20 protein-coding genes are annotated in these 20,921 nt (G+C 60.4%); 5 read left to right on the forward strand and 15 right to left on the reverse strand.

The annotated features are described in order from the left end of the window. Positions 1-206: 206 nt before the first annotated feature. Both waaA and OC605_RS22625 read right to left on the reverse strand, forming a co-directional pair. A complete protein-coding gene (waaA, locus tag OC605_RS22620; RefSeq protein ID WP_262139597.1) occupies positions 207-1,481 on the reverse strand; it encodes a lipid IV(A) 3-deoxy-D-manno-octulosonic acid transferase in 1,275 nt (424 codons plus the stop codon). Between the two features lie 11 nt (positions 1,482-1,492). Beyond that, positions 1,493-2,389 (reverse strand): LysR family transcriptional regulator, encoded by an 897-nt coding sequence (locus OC605_RS22625; RefSeq protein ID WP_133337229.1) that lies wholly within the window; start codon positions 2,387-2,389, stop codon positions 1,493-1,495. A 108-nt stretch (positions 2,390-2,497) separates the two neighbouring features. Between OC605_RS22625 and OC605_RS22630 the strand changes: the two genes are divergently transcribed. The 4 genes from OC605_RS22630 (at position 2,498) to OC605_RS22645 (ending at position 5,933) form a co-directional block, all read left to right on the forward strand. Beyond that, positions 2,498-2,830 carry a DMT family transporter gene (locus OC605_RS22630; protein WP_016771980.1) on the forward strand — a complete coding sequence of 111 codons (333 nt, stop codon included), beginning with the start codon at positions 2,498-2,500 and terminating at the stop codon, positions 2,828-2,830. A gap of 117 nt (positions 2,831-2,947) precedes the next feature. Beyond that, on the forward strand, positions 2,948-4,123 hold the full coding sequence (locus tag OC605_RS22635; protein WP_262139600.1) for an NAD(P)/FAD-dependent oxidoreductase: 1,176 nt from the start codon (positions 2,948-2,950) through the stop codon (positions 4,121-4,123). Then, positions 4,120-4,932, forward strand: a complete 813-nt coding sequence (locus OC605_RS22640; RefSeq protein ID WP_217879207.1) for an aldo/keto reductase — start codon at positions 4,120-4,122, stop codon at positions 4,930-4,932. Before OC605_RS22635 ends, OC605_RS22640 begins: the two co-directional genes overlap by 4 nt. A 32-nt stretch (positions 4,933-4,964) precedes the next feature. Beyond that, on the forward strand, positions 4,965-5,933 hold the full coding sequence (locus OC605_RS22645; RefSeq protein WP_024011335.1) for a hypothetical protein: 969 nt from the start codon (positions 4,965-4,967) through the stop codon (positions 5,931-5,933). 78 nt (positions 5,934-6,011) lie between these two features. Here the strand turns inward: OC605_RS22645 and hldE are convergent, their stop codons facing one another. From hldE to OC605_RS22660, 3 genes are all read right to left on the reverse strand, one after another. Next, positions 6,012-7,433 carry a bifunctional D-glycero-beta-D-manno-heptose-7-phosphate kinase/D-glycero-beta-D-manno-heptose 1-phosphate adenylyltransferase HldE gene (hldE, locus tag OC605_RS22650; protein WP_016771983.1) on the reverse strand — a complete coding sequence of 474 codons (1,422 nt, stop codon included), beginning with the start codon at positions 7,431-7,433 and terminating at the stop codon, positions 6,012-6,014. 99 nt (positions 7,434-7,532) lie between these two features. Then, on the reverse strand, positions 7,533-9,338 hold the full coding sequence (gene msbA / locus OC605_RS22655) for a lipid A export permease/ATP-binding protein MsbA (protein WP_016771984.1): 1,806 nt from the start codon (positions 9,336-9,338) through the stop codon (positions 7,533-7,535). Positions 9,339-9,353: 15 nt separating this feature from the next. Further along, positions 9,354-10,526, reverse strand: a complete 1,173-nt coding sequence (locus OC605_RS22660) for an O-antigen ligase family protein (protein WP_262139604.1) — start codon at positions 10,524-10,526, stop codon at positions 9,354-9,356. Positions 10,527-10,676: 150 nt separating this feature from the next. Between OC605_RS22660 and OC605_RS22665 the strand changes: the two genes are divergently transcribed. Beyond that, positions 10,677-11,243, forward strand: a complete 567-nt coding sequence (locus OC605_RS22665; protein ID WP_016771986.1) for a lipopolysaccharide kinase InaA family protein — start codon at positions 10,677-10,679, stop codon at positions 11,241-11,243. Here OC605_RS22665 and OC605_RS22670 read toward each other — a convergent pair. From OC605_RS22670 to OC605_RS22710, 10 genes are all read right to left on the reverse strand, one after another. After that, complete coding sequence (locus OC605_RS22670; protein WP_186567555.1) at positions 11,238-12,332, reverse strand: glycosyltransferase; 1,095 nt, start codon at positions 12,330-12,332, stop codon at positions 11,238-11,240. The genes OC605_RS22665 and OC605_RS22670 overlap by 6 nt on opposite strands. Before the next feature lie 54 nt (positions 12,333-12,386). Continuing rightward, positions 12,387-13,148, reverse strand: a complete 762-nt coding sequence (locus tag OC605_RS22675) for a glycosyltransferase family 2 protein (protein ID WP_262139608.1) — start codon at positions 13,146-13,148, stop codon at positions 12,387-12,389. Between the two features lie 54 nt (positions 13,149-13,202). Then, positions 13,203-14,159, reverse strand: coding sequence for a glycosyltransferase (locus OC605_RS22680; RefSeq protein ID WP_262139610.1), 957 nt, complete (start codon positions 14,157-14,159; stop codon positions 13,203-13,205). Positions 14,160-14,240: 81 nt separating this feature from the next. Further along, positions 14,241-15,641 carry a PIG-L family deacetylase gene (locus tag OC605_RS22685; RefSeq protein ID WP_262139612.1) on the reverse strand — a complete coding sequence of 467 codons (1,401 nt, stop codon included), beginning with the start codon at positions 15,639-15,641 and terminating at the stop codon, positions 14,241-14,243. A gap of 8 nt (positions 15,642-15,649) precedes the next feature. Continuing rightward, a complete protein-coding gene (locus tag OC605_RS22690; protein ID WP_262139614.1) occupies positions 15,650-16,546 on the reverse strand; it encodes an antimicrobial resistance protein Mig-14 in 897 nt (298 codons plus the stop codon). Further along, positions 16,546-17,676 carry a glycosyltransferase gene (locus tag OC605_RS22695; RefSeq protein WP_262139616.1) on the reverse strand — a complete coding sequence of 377 codons (1,131 nt, stop codon included), beginning with the start codon at positions 17,674-17,676 and terminating at the stop codon, positions 16,546-16,548. Before OC605_RS22695 ends, OC605_RS22690 begins: the two co-directional genes overlap by 1 nt. Further along, on the reverse strand, positions 17,660-19,417 hold the full coding sequence (locus OC605_RS22700) for a carbamoyltransferase (RefSeq protein WP_007967355.1): 1,758 nt from the start codon (positions 19,415-19,417) through the stop codon (positions 17,660-17,662). Before OC605_RS22700 ends, OC605_RS22695 begins: the two co-directional genes overlap by 17 nt. Positions 19,418-19,642: 225 nt before the next feature. Beyond that, positions 19,643-20,191 (reverse strand): DUF3800 domain-containing protein, encoded by a 549-nt coding sequence (locus OC605_RS28230; protein WP_410056016.1) that lies wholly within the window; start codon positions 20,189-20,191, stop codon positions 19,643-19,645. Then, a complete protein-coding gene (locus OC605_RS28235) occupies positions 20,146-20,541 on the reverse strand; it encodes a DUF3800 domain-containing protein (protein WP_410056017.1) in 396 nt (131 codons plus the stop codon). The genes OC605_RS28230 and OC605_RS28235 overlap by 46 nt, the downstream gene beginning before the upstream one ends. Next, positions 20,501-20,830 (reverse strand): YceK/YidQ family lipoprotein, encoded by a 330-nt coding sequence (locus tag OC605_RS22710; protein ID WP_371915143.1) that lies wholly within the window; start codon positions 20,828-20,830, stop codon positions 20,501-20,503. Before OC605_RS22710 ends, OC605_RS28235 begins: the two co-directional genes overlap by 41 nt. Positions 20,831-20,921: the final 91 nt, after the last annotated feature.

Raw genomic sequence — 20,921 nt, forward strand, 5'->3', positions numbered from 1 at the left:
GCCGCGCCAGCCCATCCAGCCAAAGGCACGGCCATGAAAAATCTGGAATTAATCCACTGTGGCGAGGGGATTTATCCCCGTCCGGCTGCGCAGCAGTCGTAAATCCTGCTTGCCAGATCTGACTGAATCACCGCGCTGAATGGTTTTGGGGCTGCTTCGCAACCCAGCGGGGATAAATCCCCTCACCACAGTCATATTCCAAGCGACTATTGGATCAGCCGCGCCAAGCCATCCAGCAGCCGCTGCAATGCGCCCTGATTGCGCCGCATCACCGCCAGCCCGGCCTCGGCCATGCGCTGCGCATCACGCGGCAGTTCGAACAAGCGCTGCACCTCGACTGCGAGGCCTTCGGCATCATCCACTTCGGCCAACGCCCCGGCTTCGCGCAGTTGCGCGGCGATGTCGAGGAAGTTGAACAGGTGTGGGCCGCTGAGTACCGGTTTCGCCAGCGCGGCGGGTTCGAGCAGGTTGTGCCCGCCATTCGGCACCAGACTGCCGCCGACAAATGCGCTGTCGGCCAGGGCATAGAGAAACAGCAACTCGCCCATGGTGTCGCCAAGCAGCACGCGCGTCTGCGCATCGACATTGGCCCCGGTCGAGCGACGTACCGTGGCGAAATCTTCGCGCTGGCACAGGTCGAACACCGAATTGAAGCGCTCCGGATGACGCGGCACCAGAATCAATAATGCATCCGGATGATTGGCCAACAGGCGACGATGGGCGTCGAGCACCACTTCGTCTTCGCCTTCGTGAGTGCTCGCGGCGATCCACACGGGACGATCCTGTGCCTGCCACTGGCTACGCAGATCGGCTGCACGCTGCAACAGTTGCGGGTCGATAGTCAGGTCGAACTTGATCGAACCGGTGACGTCAACGGTTTCCGAACGCGCGCCGAGATCGCGGAAGCGCTGGGCCTCGGCTTCGGTCTGCACCGCCAACAGGCTCATCTCGGCAAGCATAGGCGCGGTGAGTTTGCTGAAGCGGCCATAGCCTTTGGCGGAACGCTGCGACAACCGCCCATTGGCCAGCGCCACCGGAATCCCGCGCTTGGCACACTGATGAATGTGGTTGGGCCACAGCTCGGTTTCCATGATCACCGCCAGTTTCGGCTGCACGTGATCCAGAAAACGTGCCGCCGCACAAGGCAAGTCATACGGCAGATAGCAGTGTTGAATGCGCGCCTCGTTGGCGAACAGTGCCTGAATCCGCTCCGAACCGGTCGGGGTCATGCAGGTCACGGTGATCGGCAGCGCCGGATAGCGTTCCAGCAGCGCGCGGATCATCGGCGCGGCGGCAATGCTTTCGCCCACCGACACCGCGTGCACCCAGATGCCGCCGGGCTGCAAGGTCGGCATGCCAAGAGTAAAGCGCTCGCCAATGCGCTTGGCATACGCCGGCGCCTTGCGCGCGCGCAGCCACAGCCGAATCGCCACCAATGGCAGCCCCAGGTAAAACAGCGCGGTGTAGAGAGTTCTATTCATGGCGGCGGAGTTTATCGGCTTTTGTCGCCGATCGCCCGCAAGTGTACGGCAAAACGTTCCGCCAGCCAGCGCGCGGCGGGGCCGAGCGGTTCGTCGCGGCGCCAGACCAGTTCCACCACAAGCGCCGGCGGCGTCCATTCACTGTCGAGCTCAATCATTTGGCCCTGATACGCCGAGTACTGCACAACGTGGCGCGGTAACCAGGCCCAGCCGAGATCCCGCACCAGCCATTCGGACATCACGTAAAAACTGTCGGCGCGCCACACCTGCGGGCTGGCCGGCTCGTTGCCGGGGTAGACGCTGGTCTGCGTCGACATCAGCAGTTGCCGGTGCTGCGCCAGTTGCTCGCACGTCACGTAAGCCTGCTGCGCCAGCGGATGATTGACGCCGCATACCGTGAGCATTTCGACGCGGCCAAGCACGCGGCGTTCAAGGGCTTCGGGGATTTCATCGTGATAGAACAGCAGGCCGAGATCAGCGCGACGCTCGACCAGTTTGCGCGCGACTTCGCCTTGGGCGGCGCTGGTCAGTTGCACTTCCAGGCTGGGAAACTGCTCGGCCAGTTCGCCGAAACTTTCCACCAGCGCCTGATACGGCATCGCCTCGTCCTGAGCCACCCGCAACTGCGCCTCCTGACCGCGCAGCATCGCCATGGCCCTGCCGTTGAGGCGCTCGCACTGGCGCAACACTTCGCGGGCCTCTTCCAGCAATGCCGCGCCCGCCTCGGTGAGCATCGGCTGCCGACCGCTGCTGCGTTCGAACAGGCTCACGCCCAAATCCTCTTCGAGCATCGCAACGGCGCTGCTGATCGCCGATTGCGCCTTGCGTTGTCGGCGCGCCACGGCGGAGAAAGACCGCTGTTCAGCGACATCGACAAATACCCGCAGCTGATCGAGATTCCATTGCATGCTTGCTACCAACCCATCTATAGAACAGATAGGTAATGACTTTACCCCATCTGAGCAATCCCTAAAATGTCGCCTCAGCAAGCAACGATTTATTTGAGGATCGAAACCATGAACGCCTACGTCTATCTGGCCATCGCCATCTGCGCCGAAGTGATCGCCACCGTTTCGATGAAAGCGGTCAAGGGCTTCAGCACTCCTCTACCGCTGATTCTGGTGATTGTCGGCTACGGGATTGCATTCTGGATGCTGACGCTGGTGGTGCGCACCGTACCGGTGGGCGTTGCCTACGCGGTCTGGGCGGGGATGGGCATTGTCATGGTCAGCGTCGCCGCTCTGTTCATTTACGGGCAGAAGCTCGACGTACCGGCGATGCTGGGGATGGCGTTGATCGTGCTGGGGGTCGTCGTGATTCAGCTGTTTTCGAAAACTGCCGGGCATTAAAAAGCAGCAGCAAGCTTCAAGCGGCAAGCCGCAAGCATTGCTGATTTGCTGGTCCGGGTTGCAGCTTGCAGCTTGAAGCTTGAAACTTGCGGCTTCTTCAAGCTCCGAGGTCGCTGCATGCCATCCGTTATTTCCACCGACGTTCTGATTGTCGGCGCTGGTGTCGCTGGCCTCTGGCTGAATGCGCGCCTGCGCCGTCAGGGTTTTTCGACCGTGCTGGTGGAAAGCGCCAGCCTCGGTGGCGGGCAGAGCGTGAAGTCCCAGGGCATCATCCACGGCGGCGCCAAGTACGCGCTGCACGGCGCACTGACTGGCGCTTCTGAAGCGATCGCCGACATGCCGCGACGCTGGCGCGAAGCGCTGGCCGGGACTGGTGAGCTGGATCTGTCCGGCGTACGTCTGCTGTCCGAAGCGCATTACCTGTGGTCGCCAGGCACTTTGGCCGGCAATCTGACCAGTTTCTTCGCCAGCAAAGCCGTGCGTGGCCGGGTCGATCAGGTCAAAGGCGACGAACTGCCGCCGGCTTTGCAAGACAAGCGTTTCAAGGGCAAGGTCTACCGTCTCGCCGAACTGGTAGTGGATGTACCGAGCCTGATCCAGCGCCTCGCCGACCTGGCGGGCGACGGTTTGCTCGCCGGTCAGGTTATCGAACCACTGCTGGAAGCCGGCGTGCTGGTCGGCCTGAAAGTCGACGGCCGTGAGATCCGCGCCCAGCGCATCGTCCTCAGCGCCGGCGCCGGTACTGCCGAACTGCTCGAAGCCTTGGGCCTGAGCCGTCCGGCCATGCAGCGCCGCCCCCTGCACATGATCCTCGCCAAAGGCCCCGGCTTGAAACCGCTGTACGCGCACTGCCTGGGCGGCGGCACCAAGCCGCGCATCACCGTGACCACGCATCCGGCGGCTGATGGTCAGTGGGTCTGGTACATGGGCGGTGACATCGCCGAAAGCGAAGGCGTGGCTCGCGAGCCGGCCGAACAGATTGCCACCGCACAGAAGGAAATCGCCCAGCTGCTGCCGTGGATCGACCTCAGCACCACGCGATGGGCGACCCTGCGCGTCGATCGCGCTGAGCCGCTGCAAACCGGCCTGACCCGCCCGGACAACGCGTTCCTCGCCGAGGAAGGTCGCTTGCTCGTCGGCTGGCCGACCAAACTGGCACTGGCGCCGGACTTCGCCGACCGCGTCATCGCTTCGTTGCAACGCGACGGCATCCAGCCGCAGGCGACTGAACCGCTGCCGCCGCTGCCGAAACCGCCGCTCGGTGTACCCGCGTGGGAGCAACTGCTGCCATGACCATCGCCACTCTGCACGAACTGCATCGCCCGCTGGGCAGCACCGGCCTGTCGGTGTCGCCGCTGGGTCTGGGCACGGTCAAACTCGGCCGCGATCAAGGGGTGAAATACCCCAACGGCTTTCAGATTCCCGGCGACGACGAGGCGCGCATGCTGCTGCGCCAGGCGCGGGATCTGGGCATCAACCTGATCGACACCGCGCCGGCCTATGGTCGCAGCGAAGAACGCCTCGGCCCGCTGCTGCGCGGTCAGCGACAGGATTGGGTGATTGTCAGCAAGGTCGGCGAAGAGTTTGCCGATGGCCTGTCGCGCCACGACTTCAGCGCTGCGCACACGCGAATGTCGGTCGAGCGCAGCCTGCAACGTCTGGAAACGGATTTCATCGATCTGGTCCTCGTGCACTCGGACGGCAACGACATGGCCATCCTCGAGCACGAAGAGGTCTACGCCACCCTCGCGGCGCTGAAGGCCGAGGGCAAGATTCGCGGCTTCGGTTTTTCCGGGAAAACCGTCGAAGGTGGGCTGAAAGCGCTGGAGCAAGGCGACTGCGCGATGGTCACCTACAATCTGAACGAACAAAACGAAAAGGCAGTCATTGACTATGCTGCTGCCCACGGCAAAGCGATTCTGGTGAAAAAAGCCCTGGCCAGCGGTCATGTCTGTCTGAGTCCGGGAGTCGATCCGGTGCGCGCCAGCTTCGAGTTGCTGTTCACTCAGCCCGGCGTCGCCAGTGCTATTGTCGGCACAATCAATCCGCTGCACCTCGCCCATAACGTAGCGACCGTTGCCCAGGTCCTGCGTAGTCACTGACGCCGCCCCGCGGCCTTAAGCCAGGAGCCGATATGCCGCGCACGCTCATCCGCAAGAACCCGAGCAACTTCAAGACGCTGCCGCTGTTCGTCGAAGCCACGCCCGAAGGCCTGAGCTATCAGAGCGTCGGCATGCCGCTGAACTTCGCCCAGACCCTGCAACGGCGTAAACCGGTCAGCGTTGCCGACAGCGAGCGCTTCGCACTGGAACTGGCCAACCTCGGCGTGTCCGTGCGCCTGACCCTGCATTGGCAGAACCGCGATTACTGGGTGCTGGTGCGCCAGCGTCGCCAGGATCGCGGCGACGTGGTACTGAAGCTGATTTCCGGCTACGTGCCGGCCCATGAGCTGAATATTCCGCTGCACACGGCGATTCAGGAAATTGCCGAAGAGTGCCTGCTGGAAACCCCGGAAGGCTGGCTCGGCGGGCGTTTCAATGACACCTGGCTGCCCGCGCCCTACTCCGCCGCGCTGCATTACCGCGAAGCGCTGCCGTTTCGCCTGACACCGCTGTCCGGTTCGGCACGGCCGGTGCGCTGCGCCAACCTGCAATTGCTGGAGCGGCCACGGGCGTACGTGCATTTGCCAACGGCGTCCCTGCAATTGATCTATGACCTGCGCCTGGACGTACCCAAGGAAGCCAAATCCCTGAGCCTGTTTCATGTCGACGAGCGCCTGGAAGGCGATCAACTGGTGGCGCGGCTCGATCGCAAACGGCCTGACCTGTATTTGATGCCATTGCACGACGGTCAGCCGCTGCCTGAGTTGTATACCCTGAAAAAGGATCAGCTGTATCCGGCGAGTACGCGCGGTCTGTATCTGGCTGAAAGCTTTGCCCGCCAGGATGGCTGGCTGGTGCGCGATGAGCGGATTCGCTGGAAGGACTGGTTGCGCCAACAGGGCCTGACGCCAGCGGAGAAGGCCACTGGACTGGCACGCCTGCGCGGCAAGGCCAGGCAGCTGCTGAAGAAAATCGTACCGCGCAAGAAAGTGAATTCCTGAAAAGCAAAAAGATCGCAGCCTGCGCCAGCGCCTGCACAATTCTGTTCAGGCGCTGGCGCAGGCTGCGATCTCTTGAGCTTATTGGCCGCGGATCTTTTCCACGATTGCTGTGGTCGAGCTGTTTTCCACCAGCCCCAGCACTTTCACCGTGCCGCCGTAAGCAGTGACGATATCGGCGCCGACCACCTGATCGATGCCGTAATCGCCACCCTTGACCAACACATCCGGTTTGACCTCGCGCAGCAGGTTTTCCGGCGTGCCTTCAGAGAAGCTGATCACCCAATCCACAGCGCCGAGACCGGCGAGTACCGCCATGCGGCGATCCACGCTGTTGATCGGCCGGCCCGGGCCTTTCAGGCGGCTGACCGAGGCGTCATCGTTGACCGCCACGATCAGACGGTCGCCCTGAGCGCGGGCCTGTTCCAGATAGGTGACATGGCCGGCATGCAGGATATCGAAGCAGCCGTTGGTGAAAACAATCCGCTCGTTGTGCGCACGGGCATCGTCAACCGCCAGCAGCAGCTGCTCAAGTCCCAGCACGCCTCGCTCCGAACCTTCTTCGCGCTGAATGGCGCGGCGCAGTTCCGGGGCGCTGATCGCTGCTGTACCCAACTTGCCGACGACGATGCCTGCTGCCAGATTGGCCAGCGCCACTGCGTGCGGCAGTTCTTCGCCTGCGGCGATGGCCGCGGCCAAGGTCGAAATCACCGTATCGCCGGCACCGGTCACGTCGAACACTTCGCGGGCGCGGGCCGGCAGGTGCAACGCCGGATGGTCCGGGCGCAACAAGGTCATGCCGTGTTCGCCGCGGGTCACCAGCAGTGCGCCGAGGTCGAGGTCCTGCATCAGCACGGCACCCTTGCTCACCAGTTCGTGCTCATCGGCGCAACCACCAACGATGGTTTCGAACTCGCTGAGGTTCGGCGTGATCAGGCTGGCACCGCGGTAGATCGAAAAATCCTTGCCCTTGGGATCGGCCAGCACCGGAATGCCTTTGGCACGAGCGGCCTGGATCAGCGTCTGATGATTCTTCAGTGCGCCTTTGCCGTAATCCGACAGCACCAGCACTTTGATGCCTTCCAGCAGCTCGTCGACCTGCGCGGCCAGTGCCAGCGCATCGGTGGCGAACACCTCTTCGAAATCGATACGCAGCAGTTGCTGGTGCCGGCTCATGACCCGCAGCTTGACGATGGTCGGTTGATGGGCGATGCGCTGAAACAGGGCTCGTACGCCCGCTCCCTTGAGACTGTTGCTCAGGCTGTCGGCGGCTTCGTCATCGCCGGTCACGCCCACCAGCGATGCCGGCGCACCCAGCGCGGCAATGTTCAGCGCAACGTTGGCGGCACCGCCCGGGCGATCTTCGATCTGCTCGACCTTGACCACCGGAACCGGCGCCTCAGGAGAAATCCGTGAGGTTCCGCCATGCCAGTAACGGTCGAGCATGACATCGCCGACCACCAAGACAGGGGCTTGATCGAATCGCGGCATCGACAATTTCATGGAGCAACCCACATACAAAATGAACAGGGGCGCGATATTAACAGGATCGCGCGCACCGGGAATACACGAGGGTGAGGCTGGCTCACCCTGGTCTGCAGATCACGCAATGTCTTCGGCCGGGGCATCCAGGCCCATCGCATGCAGACGCGCGTAGTAACCATTGTGGGCAAGCAGTTGGGCATGAGTGCCGCGCTCGACGATCTCGCCCTGATCCATGACCAGAATCAGATCGGCCTTTTCGATGGTCGACAAACGGTGGGCAATGACCAGCGTGGTGCGGCCCTTCATGACATGGTCGAGTGCCGCCTGAATGTGCCGCTCGGATTCGGTATCGAGGGCCGACGTCGCTTCGTCGAGGATCAGCAGTGGGGCGTTTTTCAACAGCGCCCGGGCAATCGCCAGACGCTGACGCTGGCCACCAGACAACAGCACACCGTTCTCGCCGACCTGGGTATCCAGGCCTTGAGGCATCTGCGCGATGAAGTCCATGGCAAATGCATCACGGGCGGCCTTTTCGATGTCCTCGCGAGGCGCGCCTGCGAGATCGCCGTAAGCGATGTTGTTGGCGATGGTGTCGTTGAACAGCGTCACGTGCTGGGTCACTTGCGCTACATGGCGGCGCAGATTGCGCAGGCGATAATCTTCGATCTCGACATCATCGAGCAGAATTTCGCCGGTCTCGTGGTGATAGAAGCGCGGAATGAGACTGGCCAGCGTCGATTTGCCGCTGCCGGAACGCCCGACCAATGCGATCATCTGACCTGGCGACGCGGTGAAGCTGATGTTTTTCAGCACTTCCCGTTCGGTGCCCGGGTAAGTGAAGCTGAGGTTGTTCACCGCCAGGTGGCCACTGACCCGATCACGCTCGATCGTGCCGGTATCGATTTCCGGTTCAACGTCGAGTTGCTCGAAAATGCTTTCAGCACCGGCCACACCTTTCTGGATGGTCGAGCTGACTTCGGACAATTGCCGGATCGGTTTGGGCAGCAAACCCGCTGCCGTGATGTACGCGACCAGATCACCGGCCGTTGCATCACCGCGCAGAAACAATACCAGGAACATCAGGACGGCCATGGCGGTGTAGATCACCAGCTGCAGCATCGGCGTATACACCGCGCCAGTCTTGGTCATGCGCAACTGTTTGTCGGTGTTGCTCTGGCTGGCCGCGGCAAAACGCTGCTGCTCATAAGCCTCGCCACCAAAACTGCGCACCACGCGATAGCCTTGAATGGTTTCCGAAGCCACATGGGTGACGTCGCCCATGGCCACTTGAATCTTCTTGCTCTGCTTGCGGAATTTCTTGCTGGTGTTGCCGACCATGAACGCGATCACGGGCAGGATCGCCAGCATCACCAGAGTCAGTTTCCAGTTCATCCAGAGCAGATAGGCGAACAGGAAAACCACGGTCAGGCCTTCGCGGATCACCACTTTGATGGCATCTGTGGCGGCGCCGGTGACCATGGTCACGTTGAAGGTGATGCGCGAGATCAGATGACCCGAGTTGTGGGTATCGAAATAGCGGTTGGGCAGTACCAACAGTTTGTTGAACAATTCGATACGCAGGTCATGCACCAGCCCCAACGAAACCCTCGCCAGGTAATAGTTGCCGAGAAACGAGCCAAGGCCCTGCCACGCTGCGATCAAAATGATCAGCAACGGCACAGCCATCAACAGCTGCACGTCTCGCAGATAAGGCACATTGGGAAAGAGCACCGCTTCGGGATTGCTCAGGCCATCGACAAAATACTTGAGAATCCCGGCCAGCATCGGTTGCGTGGAAGCAAAGATCACGAAGCCCACGATACTCAGCAGGAAAAGACCGATATAGGGTTTTACGTACCCCAACAGCCGAAAGTAGATTTTCAGGCTGGATTCCTGTTCCGCTTTGGGCGGTGCGTCAGTCATCGTAGAGCTCACTGGTTAAGAAGAACGCGAAATTTTATCACAAGCGCCGCCATTGGCCCGCGCCCATACCAAAACGCTGGCAAGCCCCAACGGCAGCCAGCTGATGAACCACTCGGCGCGCGGGGTGCCGGTGAGGCTGGCAGCGTCGAACTGCATCGCCAGTGTCGAGAACAGCCAGATACCGATGATCCCCCGGGCATACAGCGTTTCCCGAACTTTCCACGCCTGGAAAATCACGCCGAACCAGACGGCAGACCATAACAGCAGTCCCGGCAGACCCAGCACGATCGCGACATGGGTGAACAGGTTGTGGGCGTGATCGAAGGTCATTCCAGACCAGAGCACCCGATAGTCCCCACCCAGACCCAGCCCGCCCCAGGGGTGCTTGGCGATCATATCCAGAGAAGCCATCAGAATCTGCGGGCGATACGAGACCCCGCGCGCCAGCACCAACGGCTCGAACAGCCACAGCGCCGCAATCGCCACCACCAGTGCCACGGCTGCGACGATTCGGCTGTGCCGGTCACGGCACCAGATCGGCATGGCCAGGATGGTCAGAAACAGCGCCAACGCCGCACCGCGGCTCTGACTCATCAGGACAAAAACAACCAGCACCGTCAACGCCAGCGCCCAGATCCCTTGCCGCATCAGATCACGCGGCGCCCACAGGGCCAGCCACACGGCCGCGAGGCCGATGACATAGCCGCCGAGGATCGGATGCGCCAGCTCACCCAGACCTTCCACCCGCGCAGACCAGGCGTTGCCGTCAATGATGTAGAACCTGACAATCGCCACCAGCGCCGTCACCGCCAATCCCAGACCGCCCCACTGCATCAGGCGAATCAACCGCTCGGGGCGTCCGCTGGCAAACACCGGAAAAACCAGCAGGAACACCACGATGTACAACAGACGCTTGGCCTCGCGGCCCGTTTCCGGTGCGTTTGTCCATGCCAGACTGATCAGCGACCAGACCAGCAATCCGAGGAACGGCAGGTAGATCCAGCGTTGCTCGTAAAGCACTTCCCTGACGCGGTGCCGCGCAGACCAGCCCAGCACTAGCGCCGGCAACCAGACGAGAGCAACCAGCCCCTGCTGGTAAACCTTGTTAGTGGGCGCTACGGCAATGGCCAGTAAAAACCACAAGAGCCCCGTCGCCATCCATAGTTGCGCCCAACGTGTTTCCTGCATCAATCTGCTCCTGACAAGGGTTCGCCCATGCGACGCGGCATGGTTAAAATCGAAACTTTTCGGCATCATTGCCTGCTACAACACCCCGCACTTTCGACAAGGCTTCCTACGATGCGATGCTCCCGGCTCTCCCAAGCCGCTCTAGACCAAATGATCGACGCTGCCAAAGTGCTGGAAGCGGACAGCTACGGGCCGAAAGTCTACCTGCTGCAAGATGGAAAAATTCTCAAACTGTTCCGTCGCAAGCGGTTTTTTTCATCCGCTCTGCTGCGCCCCTATTCGAAGCGGTTCATCGACAATGCCGTCGAGCTGCAAAAACTCGGCGTACCGACCTTACAGATCCTGCAGTTCTTTCGCCTTGAAAAACCAGGCATGACCGCCGTGCTGTATGAGCCTCTGCCAGGGCAGACGCTGCGTCAGATCGCCAGCAAACAAGGGTTCGAGTGGAAGCAGGCATTGCCGGACCTCGCCGCCCTGATACGCAGCCTGCATCGCTCGGGCATCTATTTCCGCTCCCTGCATCTTGGCAACATCGTGGTCACGCCAGACAACCGCATGGGCCTGATCGATGTTGCCGACATGCGCTTTACCCGCGGACCGTTGCCAAAGCGCTTGATCAAACGCAACCTGCAACACTTCGCACGCTATATTGCGCGCGAAAAGCTGAACGACAGCTTTCCGATGCAGGCACTTGAGCGCGCGGTGTTGTCGTCATGAAAACAATGCGCGGGCAGCCTGGCTGAAGCTCGACCAGGCCTCGTCCGGAGCGAGCATCCGGTACTGCTCGGCATTGATCGCTTGAGATGAGGCACTGAAGGCGCGGTCGATGGCCTCGGCCCAGGCTTTCGTGTCATTGACCGGCGCATACCAGCCGGCGCTGCCCAGCTGTTCGCTGAACACCTCCAGATCGCTGCACAGCACCGGTACGCCGGCCATCACCGCTTCCTGCATGACCAGACCCAGGCCCTCCTCCAGCGAAGGGATGGCCACCCAGTCGAACGCACGATAAAGCTGCGCTGCTTCGTTCAGATGGCCGGTCAGCAAGACCTTCTCGTGCAAGCCAAGCGCGTCGATGCGCTGTTCCAGCGCCGCGCGTTTGGAGCCTTCGCCAACAATGACCAGGCGCAAGTCCGGGCGGGTGTCGAGTGCTGCGGCAAAGGCATCCAGCAGATAGCCGAAACCTTTTTCCGAGACCAGCCGCCCTACGGCGCCCAATACTGGCGCATCGCCTTGCGGCAAACCCAACCGTGTCCGGGCTTGCTCGCGGGTGAGCAGGTCAGCGCGAAAAGCCTCAGGATCGAACGCACTTCGCAGCGCGGTGACAGGCATCCGCAGATCGCGGGCCAGTGAATCGGCAAGGGTGCTGGAAACGGCAACCAATGTCAGCCGGGACGCAGGAATTGCCTGAAAGAGTGCCTGGTCGCCGGCATTCAAACGCGCCGAACCGTGGAAGATCACTACCGCGCGGATATGCGGCAGTTTCTTGAGGACCGGTAACAACGTGCGTGCGACACCCATGCCGTCCAGCAGCAGCAATCGAGCGTCACTGTCCACGAGCGCCTGGCGAAACCTCGCCCGCATCACGGGTTTGGCCAAACGCCAGAAATGCCGCCCCTTCAGGCGGGCTGACGATAACTGCCACTCCCGGACCTCACCGACATCCACGCCGCACTCGGCTCCCTGCCCCTGGAGGAGCCAGGTTTTGACCACCGCCGACGGCGCAGCCTGAGAGAGTATCTGCTGATGCACTTTATGGATTGATGCGAACGGAGCGCCACCGGCCCACATGATATTGAGAATATTCATCGGGCAGAAAGCCGTTGCACGGATTTGCGGGGACAAGCTGCGCGGTACTCGTACTCAGTTGATGAACCAGCCAATGCAGACTCCCAGCAACAGAAACAAGGCAAATTTGATCTGTTCGCGGCGATTGCGGCGCGCTTTGCGTTCACGCTCGACATCCGTTTGCACATGCAGACCGAAACCGGTGTGCATGACCGCGTCTGCCTCGAGTATCAAGGCGTCCCTGTTCAGTTGTGAGTAGCGCTGTGACAAGGCCTTCTCGCCACCATGACCGGCGAAAGGCGCACACAACCGATAGTCCTCGAGTCGACGCAACCCAGGGTTCAGCGAGAACCCCTGCCACTCCGGCTTGTCGGAAATCAGCGGATAACACGCGACGCCATCGACAATCTCGCGCGCGCCCAAATGGATGTAAGGACTGTGAACCCGCAGATCGTGATTATAGCTGCGCAACCAGATCTGCAGAATTTCCGGCCGGGCCTGCAGAACGGTCATCGAGTCTTCCACGAACCCTGGACGGTAGAACTCCCAGTCGTCTTCGCAATGAAAGATATAGGGTGTGCTGACCTGCCCGTAGGCCAGGTCGATCGATGCCAACTGGCCCAGCTTCGGACGATTGACGAAGATCGTGCAATGTTCTTTCCAATGAGCAGGCAGAATCCCGGCAACGCCTTCGTCGCCGGCATCTTCGGTGATGAACACTTCCCGAATGGGTGCCGTGTTGTACCGGTCGAAGCTATCGAGAGTGGTCTTGAGCAGATCAAGTCGACCGCAGCTGGTAACCACCAATGTAATCTGGCTTTCTTTGGAAAATTGCACCGAAATCTCGTTAATCAGAAGTCGCCAGCAATATCACTGGCTATATGACACTTGTCAAATGCCCACTTTCAGGCGGATTTTTTCCAGCAGACTCAGCGGCGCCCGCTCACGCAGCGGTGGCTCAAGCTCTTCAACGATGCGCTGACCGATCCGCGCGAAGCTGAACTGCTCCACCGCCAGTTCGCGACCGTTGTCAGCGATGCGTTGCGCCAGTTGCGGATCCTCGCGCAGCGTGGCCAGCTTTTCCTGCAACTGCGCGATCGTCTGATAGAACACCACGTTATGCATGTCCTGCAAACCCAGCGCTGCGTTTTCGGCGGCGCCTTGATCATAGGCCAGCAGAACGCAGCCGCAAGCCATCGCCTCGAAGTTCTTGATCATGAACTCGCCCATGCCAACGTCCGCGCTGACAAAAAAGCGGATACGGTTGAGCGTTTCCAGGTATTCAGCCCCGGACTTGGTCCGCGTCACCAGCAGCGGCTCGACCTGGCCCAATTCATCCAGCAGTGCCTTGCGGCCGCTGTAGGCCACACTGTTGGTACTGCCGACGAAGGCAAGTTCGATATCCCGCTCGCGCCCCAGGTCCTGCAATTGCGTCTGATCGTAGCCCTTGGGCACGAACACGGCGTCGAAGCCCTCCGAGCGCAGGCGCTCGGCCACCACGAAACCGGAACTGATCACCCGTGCCCACGGCAAACGCCGATAGTGCGCACTGAACTTGCCGGTGTACTTGCAGGGGATGTAATTCTGATAGGCGTCGTGCTCCAGAATCACCAGATTGGGGATGGTGCGAATAAATCCGACCTGCCGGATCTCCTGCTTGAAGCGCAGGAAAAACACGATGCGGTCATAGCGGGAAACGTCTACTTCGCGGCGAAAGTATCGACGCAGATTGCGCTGCTCGTCACCGCTCAACCAGCGCAGATCGCACTCACAATGGGCGGCGACACCCTCGTACAACCGATCGAGAATGGCCCGTTGATCTTTCTGCACCAGAAATAGAACTTTCATTGTCTTCCTTGCCGCAACAGCAACCCGAGCAAACCTGAACATGCCCGCCCGCAAGAAAGTCTTGCGCGGGCGCCTGTGTCGTTACAAACGCCAGAACAGTTCATGTCGCCGAACCGCCTTGCGGAAAAATTCGTTTTCGCCATAAGGCGAACCGGAGCGCCCAGCCAGTAATCGCTGCAGGCTGCGACGCAAGCGACGCTTGAACGGCGCAGGCGGCTGCAAGTCATGCATCATGCCCAGGGCCATGGCTTTGTCACGCTGCTGCTCTGCGGACAACGCCAGGCATACAGGCTGCACCGGCACGCCAGCATCAAAGGCTGGCGGCAGAGCCACGCCATCACCACTATTACCCATCGGCCACCGGTCGTTATCGTGCAGGTGGTTGGCATAACCGAGCAGCGTCGGCTGCCAGTCCAGACCTTTCAACACTTCAAGCACAGCCTGCTGCGCGCAGATGTGGTCAGGATGCGGGTCGAGCGCCGGATGCGGCAGCACGATGACGTCCGGACGAGCGCGCAGCATCGTTTCGCGCAGATCGGCCAGCAGATTGTTCCAAGTCGGCGCGCCATCGGCGTCCCCCGGGAGCACAAATGGATTGAATTGACGGAACAGGCGGGTATCGCTCAAGTCCGCTTCGCGCGAGCCCACAGGTAGATCCGGCCTGTCACGCATCGCGGCCAGTTGCAGGCAGAAATACCCGAACTGCACGCAGCGTTCCTGAGGGACACCGGCCCATTGCGGCACGGTGAGGCTGTCCCAGGCGCGCAAACGTCCCTTCAGCCGCGCGGCTTCGACCTTGCTCATGCCCATCTGCTGATAGTGTTCGGCCTCGATTTCACCAGCAGTCAGGGTAACGATCCAGGCTTCATCGGCCTGACTGTACAAGCCGAACGCCGCCAGCTCCGCATCATCCGCGTGAGGGGCAATGACCATGACCCGCTGACGACGGTAATCGGCGTGTCCCAGCGCCCACAGCACCGGCTCGCCCGACACTCGACAGAAACGGCCGCGCAGACGCAATACTCCTTCGGACAATGCTTGCGCCTGACCGCTGAGGTTCAGATAGCGCAGGCCGCCGACACCGCGTTCAAAAGTCTGCACGTCAGGATTGCCGCCGCCCGACAACTCGACGCGAGGATCAAGAAAACGTCCCAGCCAGGTACTTTTGACCCGCACAGCCAGGATCAGCATGGCGTCATCGCCCAGCATCACCCCTTCGTCCAGACGCAGCTGCTCGCCGTTCAGATGCACCTTCGGCTGCGGCGTGTACGGCGGGAAGCTGTATTGGTAATCGTCGCTCGGGGCGTAGAACAGATGATCGGCAAACCACGCTTCATGGGCGATCCAGCCGCCGATCAGCAACACCGGCGCCAGCCACCAGGCGACCAGCACGCTCAGCGCGATGATGGCGATCAAAGCGACCAGCACAGTCACGCGTTTATTGCGTCGATGGCGCTTGAGCAATTGCTGTTTGCGGCTCATGGTCTGACTCATACGGTGAAGACCGGCACAGGGTTGCACCAGCGATCCTTGTATTCACGGTCAGCGCGACCGAACGAAAACCGCAACGGCTTGCCGAGTGCCCGTGCATGTTCCCAGGCGCTTTGCGTATTGAGAAAGCTCAGCACGCTGCCGGGGCTGAACTCGCGGGTCTCGGGATCAACGCCGCCATTCACATATTCGACACTGATCCATTCCGGCGCCTCGACGCGGTAGACCAGTTGAATCGCAATCGGCGCATCGTTGAGGAAAATGACCGAGCCGATCAACAGCTCGCGCAGCAACTCGATGACCTCGGCCATGCGCGCCGCACCGGTGGCCGGAAAACCCCAACGGCGCTGGAACAGATCGCAGTACATCGCTGCCAGTTCAACGCTGGAAAACTCGCTGACCGCTCGCACCACACCGCCCGCTTCTTCCAGCAGGCGCAATTCGCGACGCTGGTTGTAGCGAAACTTTTTCGACAGTTCTTCCGGTGTGCGGGCCATGGCCAGTTGTTCAGCCTGCAACTTCAGGCCACTGAAACGGCTTTCGTTGAGCGCCGACAAATAGCGCGCCCGATGACGCAGCGGTGCCTGAGCATCTACGGCGGCAGGCAGAATCAGCTCGGCATTGCCGAGGTCGAACAGGCCTTTCTTGCCGTTGCGTTTGAGCACGTCCTTGGACAGCGCCAGATCGCGACCCCAGGTAGCGATGGCGGCTTTGATGTCGCCCTGCGGCTGCCAGGCCAGATAACGCACCGGGATCCCGGCCAGGTCCGCCAAGCGCTCGATGACCAGCGGATGCGTTGCGACACTGCCGCCATAACGCTGCCAGGCAGTGGCATAGGTCGAGGCGTCAACGGGCGACCAGCCACGTTCGCGCCAGCCTTGAAATCGGTTGAGCATCAGCCCCTCGTTGCCAGATCGGTAACTGGCGGCAGGCGCCAGAAGGTCTCGCGCACTGCACGGTCGGAGAAACGCTCATGCAGTCGCTCGAGCATCATCTGTGCACATTGACGACGCTGCGGCTCATCCATCGCGGCCAGGTGTTGCAGCCCTTGAGCCAGATGTTCGGCATCGCCGAGTGGAAACAGAATGCCCACACCCTCCACCACTTCCTTCGCCCCGCCGCAGGCGGTGGCCAGCAACGGTAAGCCGGCGGCCATGGCCTCCAGCAGCACCATGCCGAACGGCTCGTGATCGGAGCTCAGGGCAAATACATCGAAGGCGCGAAAGTAGTCACGCGCATCAGGCACCTGACCGAGAAACAACACTCGATCGGCAATCCCCAGCTCGCGCGCCAGAGCCTTGAGATCCTGCTCCAGACGGCCGCTGCCGAGAATGGCCAGCTGACTGTTGTCCGGCAGGCCCGGCAGCGCCTGGGCAAACCCGCGCAGCAACGTGGCCTGATCCTTGTCCGGGTGCAGGCGACCGACGTTGCCGACGATCCAGGCATCCGGCGACAGCCCGAGGATCTGACGCGCTTGCTCGGCCGCTACTTGACTGGCTTGCAGCGCCGGCACATCGATGCGGTTGTACAACGTCTGGATTCGGCTTGCCGGCCACTTCGGCAGGCAGCGACGCATGTCGTCGCGCACCGCATCCGACACCCCGAGCAGGCTCAGGCGCTTGCGGAAAATATGTGCGAAGAGCTTGCGCGTGCCACGCTGGTAATCGCCGAATGCGTGGTGCACACCAATCACCGGCAGCGAGGTGCCAAGCAAGGCGATATAGATCGGCTTGAAGCGATGGGCGATGCAAAGACTGAAATTGCGTGAGGCGACGATCTTGCGCAGATCGCCGATAGCCCCCAGTTTCAGGCCACGAATGGCTTTGGAGCTGTACTCCATGAACAACACTTCATCGGAAGCGCACGCTGCGGCCACCTCGCTATCGGCGGCCCCGGTGAGAAACACCGTGGTCACCCGATAGCCGGTGCCGGCGAACAGGCTGGCGTACTGCCGCGCGCAGTCCAGGAACGGCCCGTCATAGCCGTGACAGAACTGCAGCACATGGCGTTCAGCCGAGCGAGTCATAAGCGTTCGCGCCCTCTTTGACCACCAGAATGTCTTCCATGATCAGATATTGCAGGTCAGAGCCGAAAAACATGTTCAGCGCGTCGGTCGGCGAGCAGATCATCGGCTCGCCACGACGGTTGAGCGAAGTGTTAAGCGAGACGCCATTGCCGGTGAGGTTTTCCAGCGCCTTCATCATGTCGTAGTAGCGCGGATTGTATTCGCGCTTGAGCACTTGAGCCCGGGAAGTACCGTCTTCATGGACAACTTCCGGCACGCGGGTTTTCCATTCTTCGGCGACTTCGAAGGTGAAAGTCATGAATGGTGCCGGGTGGTCGATCTTGATCATCTGCGGCGCGACGGTGTCGAGCATCGACGGGCAGAAAGGCCTCCAGCGCTCGCGGAACTTGATCTGGTGGTTGATGCGGTCGGCGACACCGGCCACGCTCGGGCAGCCGATGATCGAACGGCCACCCAGCGCCCGCGGGCCGAATTCCATGCGGCCCTGGAACCAGGCTACCGGGTTGCCATCGACCATGATTTTGGCGATCTGCTCGGGCATGTTGTCGAGCTTGCGCCAGGTCGGCTTGTTCTCGTGACGGGCGCAGGCGGCAATCACGTCCTCGTTGCTGTACGACGGGCCGAGGTAGACGTGTTCCATCTTCTCGACCGGTACGCCACGGGCGTGCGACACGTAAGCAGCAGCGCCGACCGCGGTGCCGGCATCGCCGGACGCAGGCTGTACGAACAGCTCTTTGATGTCGTCGCGCGCGATGATTTTCTGGTTCAGCTTGACGTTCAAGGCACAGCCACCGGCGAAAGCCAGTTTGCCGGTTTCCTTGAGCACGTCGCCCAGGTAGTAGTCGATCATCTGCAACGCCAGCTTCTCGAACAGCGCTTGCATGCTCGCGGCGTAGTGGATGTAAGGCTCGTCGGCGATGTCGCCTTCGCGCTTCGGACCCAGCCACTCGATCAGCTTCGGCGAGAAGTAGAAGCCTTTGCCCTTTTCTTTATAACGACGCAGGCCGATGACGTTGGCGTAGTCGGTGTTGATCACCAGCTCGCCGTTCTCGAACGAGGCCAGACGCGAGAAATCATATTTGCTGGCGTCGCCGTACGGCGCCATGCCCATGACCTTGAACTCGCCGTCGAGCATCTCGAAACCGAGGAATTCAGTGATCGCACCGTACAAACCACCGAGGGAATCCGGGTCGAAGAATTCCTTGATCTTGTGAATCTTGCCGTTTTCGCCATAACCGAAAAAGGTCGTGGCGTATTCACCTTTACCGTCGATGCCGAGGATCGCGGTTTTCTCTTTGAAACCCGAGCAGTGATAAGCACTGGAGGCGTGGGCCAGGTGATGCTCGACCGGCTCAATCTTGATTTTCTTCGGATCGAAGCCTAGTTGCTCGAGGCACCAGACGATCTTGTTGCGATAGCGCTTGTAGCGACGGTTGCCCATCAGGATCGCATCGAGAGCACGATCCGGGGCGTACCAGTAGCGCTTGGCGTAATGCCAGCGGGCCTTGCCGAACAGGCTGATCGGGGCGAATGGAATCGCCACCACGTCAACGTCGGAAGGTTTGATACCGGCTTGCTCGAGGCAGAATTTCGCCGATTCGTAGGGCATGCGGTTCTTTGCATGTTTATCGCGTACGAAGCGCTCTTCCTCAGCCGCCGCGACCAGCTTGCCGTCGATGTACAAGGCTGCGGAAGGATCATGGCTAAGGGCGCCGGACAGGCCAAGAATCGTCAATGCCACAGGGGTCTAGCCTCTTTAGTCTGCATGCAGGCGCGATGCGCCTTGAAAATTGATGTGCCCTCGCACAGGGCGAGTGGCAGCTAAAGGGCGGGATTATAGCGTAAAAGCGCCCGCAAGCCTCTAGCAGGAACAGGCAGTCGCCACGTTGACACGCTTTGGACGTCGCAATAGACTCCAACGCAAATGGACTGGGGGATCCCGGTCGGCGCTAATGCCTCGGTGAGATCACCGGGGCTTTTCGCTTTCTGGAGGCGGGAAAATCTTCAAGCCCCAATTCTCGAAGCCTTCTCCAGCGTTTGTGCGCCCACCGCTGCAATAAAACTTGCGCTTGAGCACTTCGAACGCGCGGTTTTCCTGACCCGCTCTCAAGACACTCATACCAATGGGTCTCGCAACGAGGTCAGCCAGCTGTAAGCCGGTGGAATTGACTTGTTTTGTGGCAAAGACGATGTCGAACGGCAGTTGCACCCCCAACCGGTTCGCACCACCGCACATTCTGCGAAACTCTAACTCCAGCTCGTTATCTTCCCGCTTTCCTCGACGCTCAAAAATCACGTGCGTCGATGCATGGTCCTGGCCCTTCTCAAGTAAAAAATCGTAGAGAGTTTCCAGACAGAAGCCGAGCGCCAGGTGATACGGATTCTCCAGAGAACCCTGCTTTTCGCGAAGTGGAGCTTTGTCGATGACACAGCTGATCAAGACAAAATTGCTGGCCTCAATGATGCCGGTCAATTCGGCAAGAAACGCATGCTTATGCGCCTTTGAGGTAAACATACTAGAGAAAGCGCCTTTTCTTTTCTAATCTCAAGCTCATGCAGCCCGATCAGATCATGTCCCATGTGATTGAACTTGAACTTCTGAACGGCTGGGATGACCTTTTCGCAATAGTGGCGCTTATGAAAGACACAGAAAGCAAGTACGAAAATCGGATAGTAAGGGTCCAACCGCTGCATTCCGTGATCACCGCTTTCATCAATATAAATGACGAAGTCACTGTATCTCGCGTCGGTGTGTTGAGGCTCTACGCCTTCAAGAACCTCGCGCACCTCGCCCCGGTTTTCAAAAAGACAAAACTGCACAAAGTCACCCGCGATTGGGACGCCAATAGATACTGAGATTGCCATCCTCGATTTGCCGGTAAATCGTATAGGGCAAGGAAACGGTATCGAACACGGCGGACAGCGGAAGATCGAGTAACACAAAGGGCGCCAGCATGCCCGTAGGATCAGGCGGCGCATTCAGAGTGCAAAAATCGAAGGCCAGACCACTGTAGATGCGCGGAATCGATTGGCAGTAGGTCTTCTTTTTGCGCAGGTCACGGGCAGCATCGGCGTCGCCCTGTAAAACGGTCGAGACACTGCCACAGCCTGAGAGCACCACAGAAATTACGCCCAGCATCAGAATTTTTTTCATGCTCAAGATTCGCCCTCCGAGATCGTCAGGCAAATTAGCATCGAGCCCGAGCAGGGCACAGTTCATGGCTTCTGGAGAAGTTGTAGGACAG

This window comes from Pseudomonas sp. Marseille-Q5117 (genome assembly GCF_946901175.1).
GTDB lineage: Bacteria > Pseudomonadota > Gammaproteobacteria > Pseudomonadales > Pseudomonadaceae > Aquipseudomonas > Aquipseudomonas iranensis.

Excerpts from the sequence above, each read along its gene's own strand:
- waaA (WP_262139597.1), bottom strand. The coding sequence starts at position 1,481 with ATGAATAGAACTCTCTACACCGCGCTGTTTTACCTGGGGCTGCCATTG.
- OC605_RS22625 (WP_133337229.1), bottom strand. The coding sequence starts at position 2,389 with ATGCAATGGAATCTCGATCAGCTGCGGGTATTTGTCGATGTCGCTGAA.
- OC605_RS22630 (WP_016771980.1), top strand. The coding sequence starts at position 2,498 with ATGAACGCCTACGTCTATCTGGCCATCGCCATCTGCGCCGAAGTGATC.
- OC605_RS22635 (WP_262139600.1), top strand. The coding sequence starts at position 2,948 with ATGCCATCCGTTATTTCCACCGACGTTCTGATTGTCGGCGCTGGTGTC.
- OC605_RS22640 (WP_217879207.1), top strand. The coding sequence starts at position 4,120 with ATGACCATCGCCACTCTGCACGAACTGCATCGCCCGCTGGGCAGCACC.
- OC605_RS22645 (WP_024011335.1), top strand. The coding sequence starts at position 4,965 with ATGCCGCGCACGCTCATCCGCAAGAACCCGAGCAACTTCAAGACGCTG.
- hldE (WP_016771983.1), bottom strand. The coding sequence starts at position 7,433 with ATGAAATTGTCGATGCCGCGATTCGATCAAGCCCCTGTCTTGGTGGTC.
- msbA (WP_016771984.1), bottom strand. The coding sequence starts at position 9,338 with ATGACTGACGCACCGCCCAAAGCGGAACAGGAATCCAGCCTGAAAATC.
- OC605_RS22660 (WP_262139604.1), bottom strand. The coding sequence starts at position 10,526 with ATGCAGGAAACACGTTGGGCGCAACTATGGATGGCGACGGGGCTCTTG.
- OC605_RS22665 (WP_016771986.1), top strand. The coding sequence starts at position 10,677 with ATGATCGACGCTGCCAAAGTGCTGGAAGCGGACAGCTACGGGCCGAAA.
- OC605_RS22670 (WP_186567555.1), bottom strand. The coding sequence starts at position 12,332 with ATGAATATTCTCAATATCATGTGGGCCGGTGGCGCTCCGTTCGCATCA.
- OC605_RS22680 (WP_262139610.1), bottom strand. The coding sequence starts at position 14,159 with ATGAAAGTTCTATTTCTGGTGCAGAAAGATCAACGGGCCATTCTCGAT.
- OC605_RS22685 (WP_262139612.1), bottom strand. The coding sequence starts at position 15,641 with ATGAGCCGCAAACAGCAATTGCTCAAGCGCCATCGACGCAATAAACGC.
- OC605_RS22690 (WP_262139614.1), bottom strand. The coding sequence starts at position 16,546 with ATGCTCAACCGATTTCAAGGCTGGCGCGAACGTGGCTGGTCGCCCGTT.
- OC605_RS22695 (WP_262139616.1), bottom strand. The coding sequence starts at position 17,676 with ATGACTCGCTCGGCTGAACGCCATGTGCTGCAGTTCTGTCACGGCTAT.
- OC605_RS28230 (WP_410056016.1), bottom strand. The coding sequence starts at position 20,191 with ATGTTTACCTCAAAGGCGCATAAGCATGCGTTTCTTGCCGAATTGACC.
- OC605_RS28235 (WP_410056017.1), bottom strand. The coding sequence starts at position 20,541 with ATGGCAATCTCAGTATCTATTGGCGTCCCAATCGCGGGTGACTTTGTG.
- OC605_RS22710 (WP_371915143.1), bottom strand. The coding sequence starts at position 20,830 with ATGAAAAAAATTCTGATGCTGGGCGTAATTTCTGTGGTGCTCTCAGGC.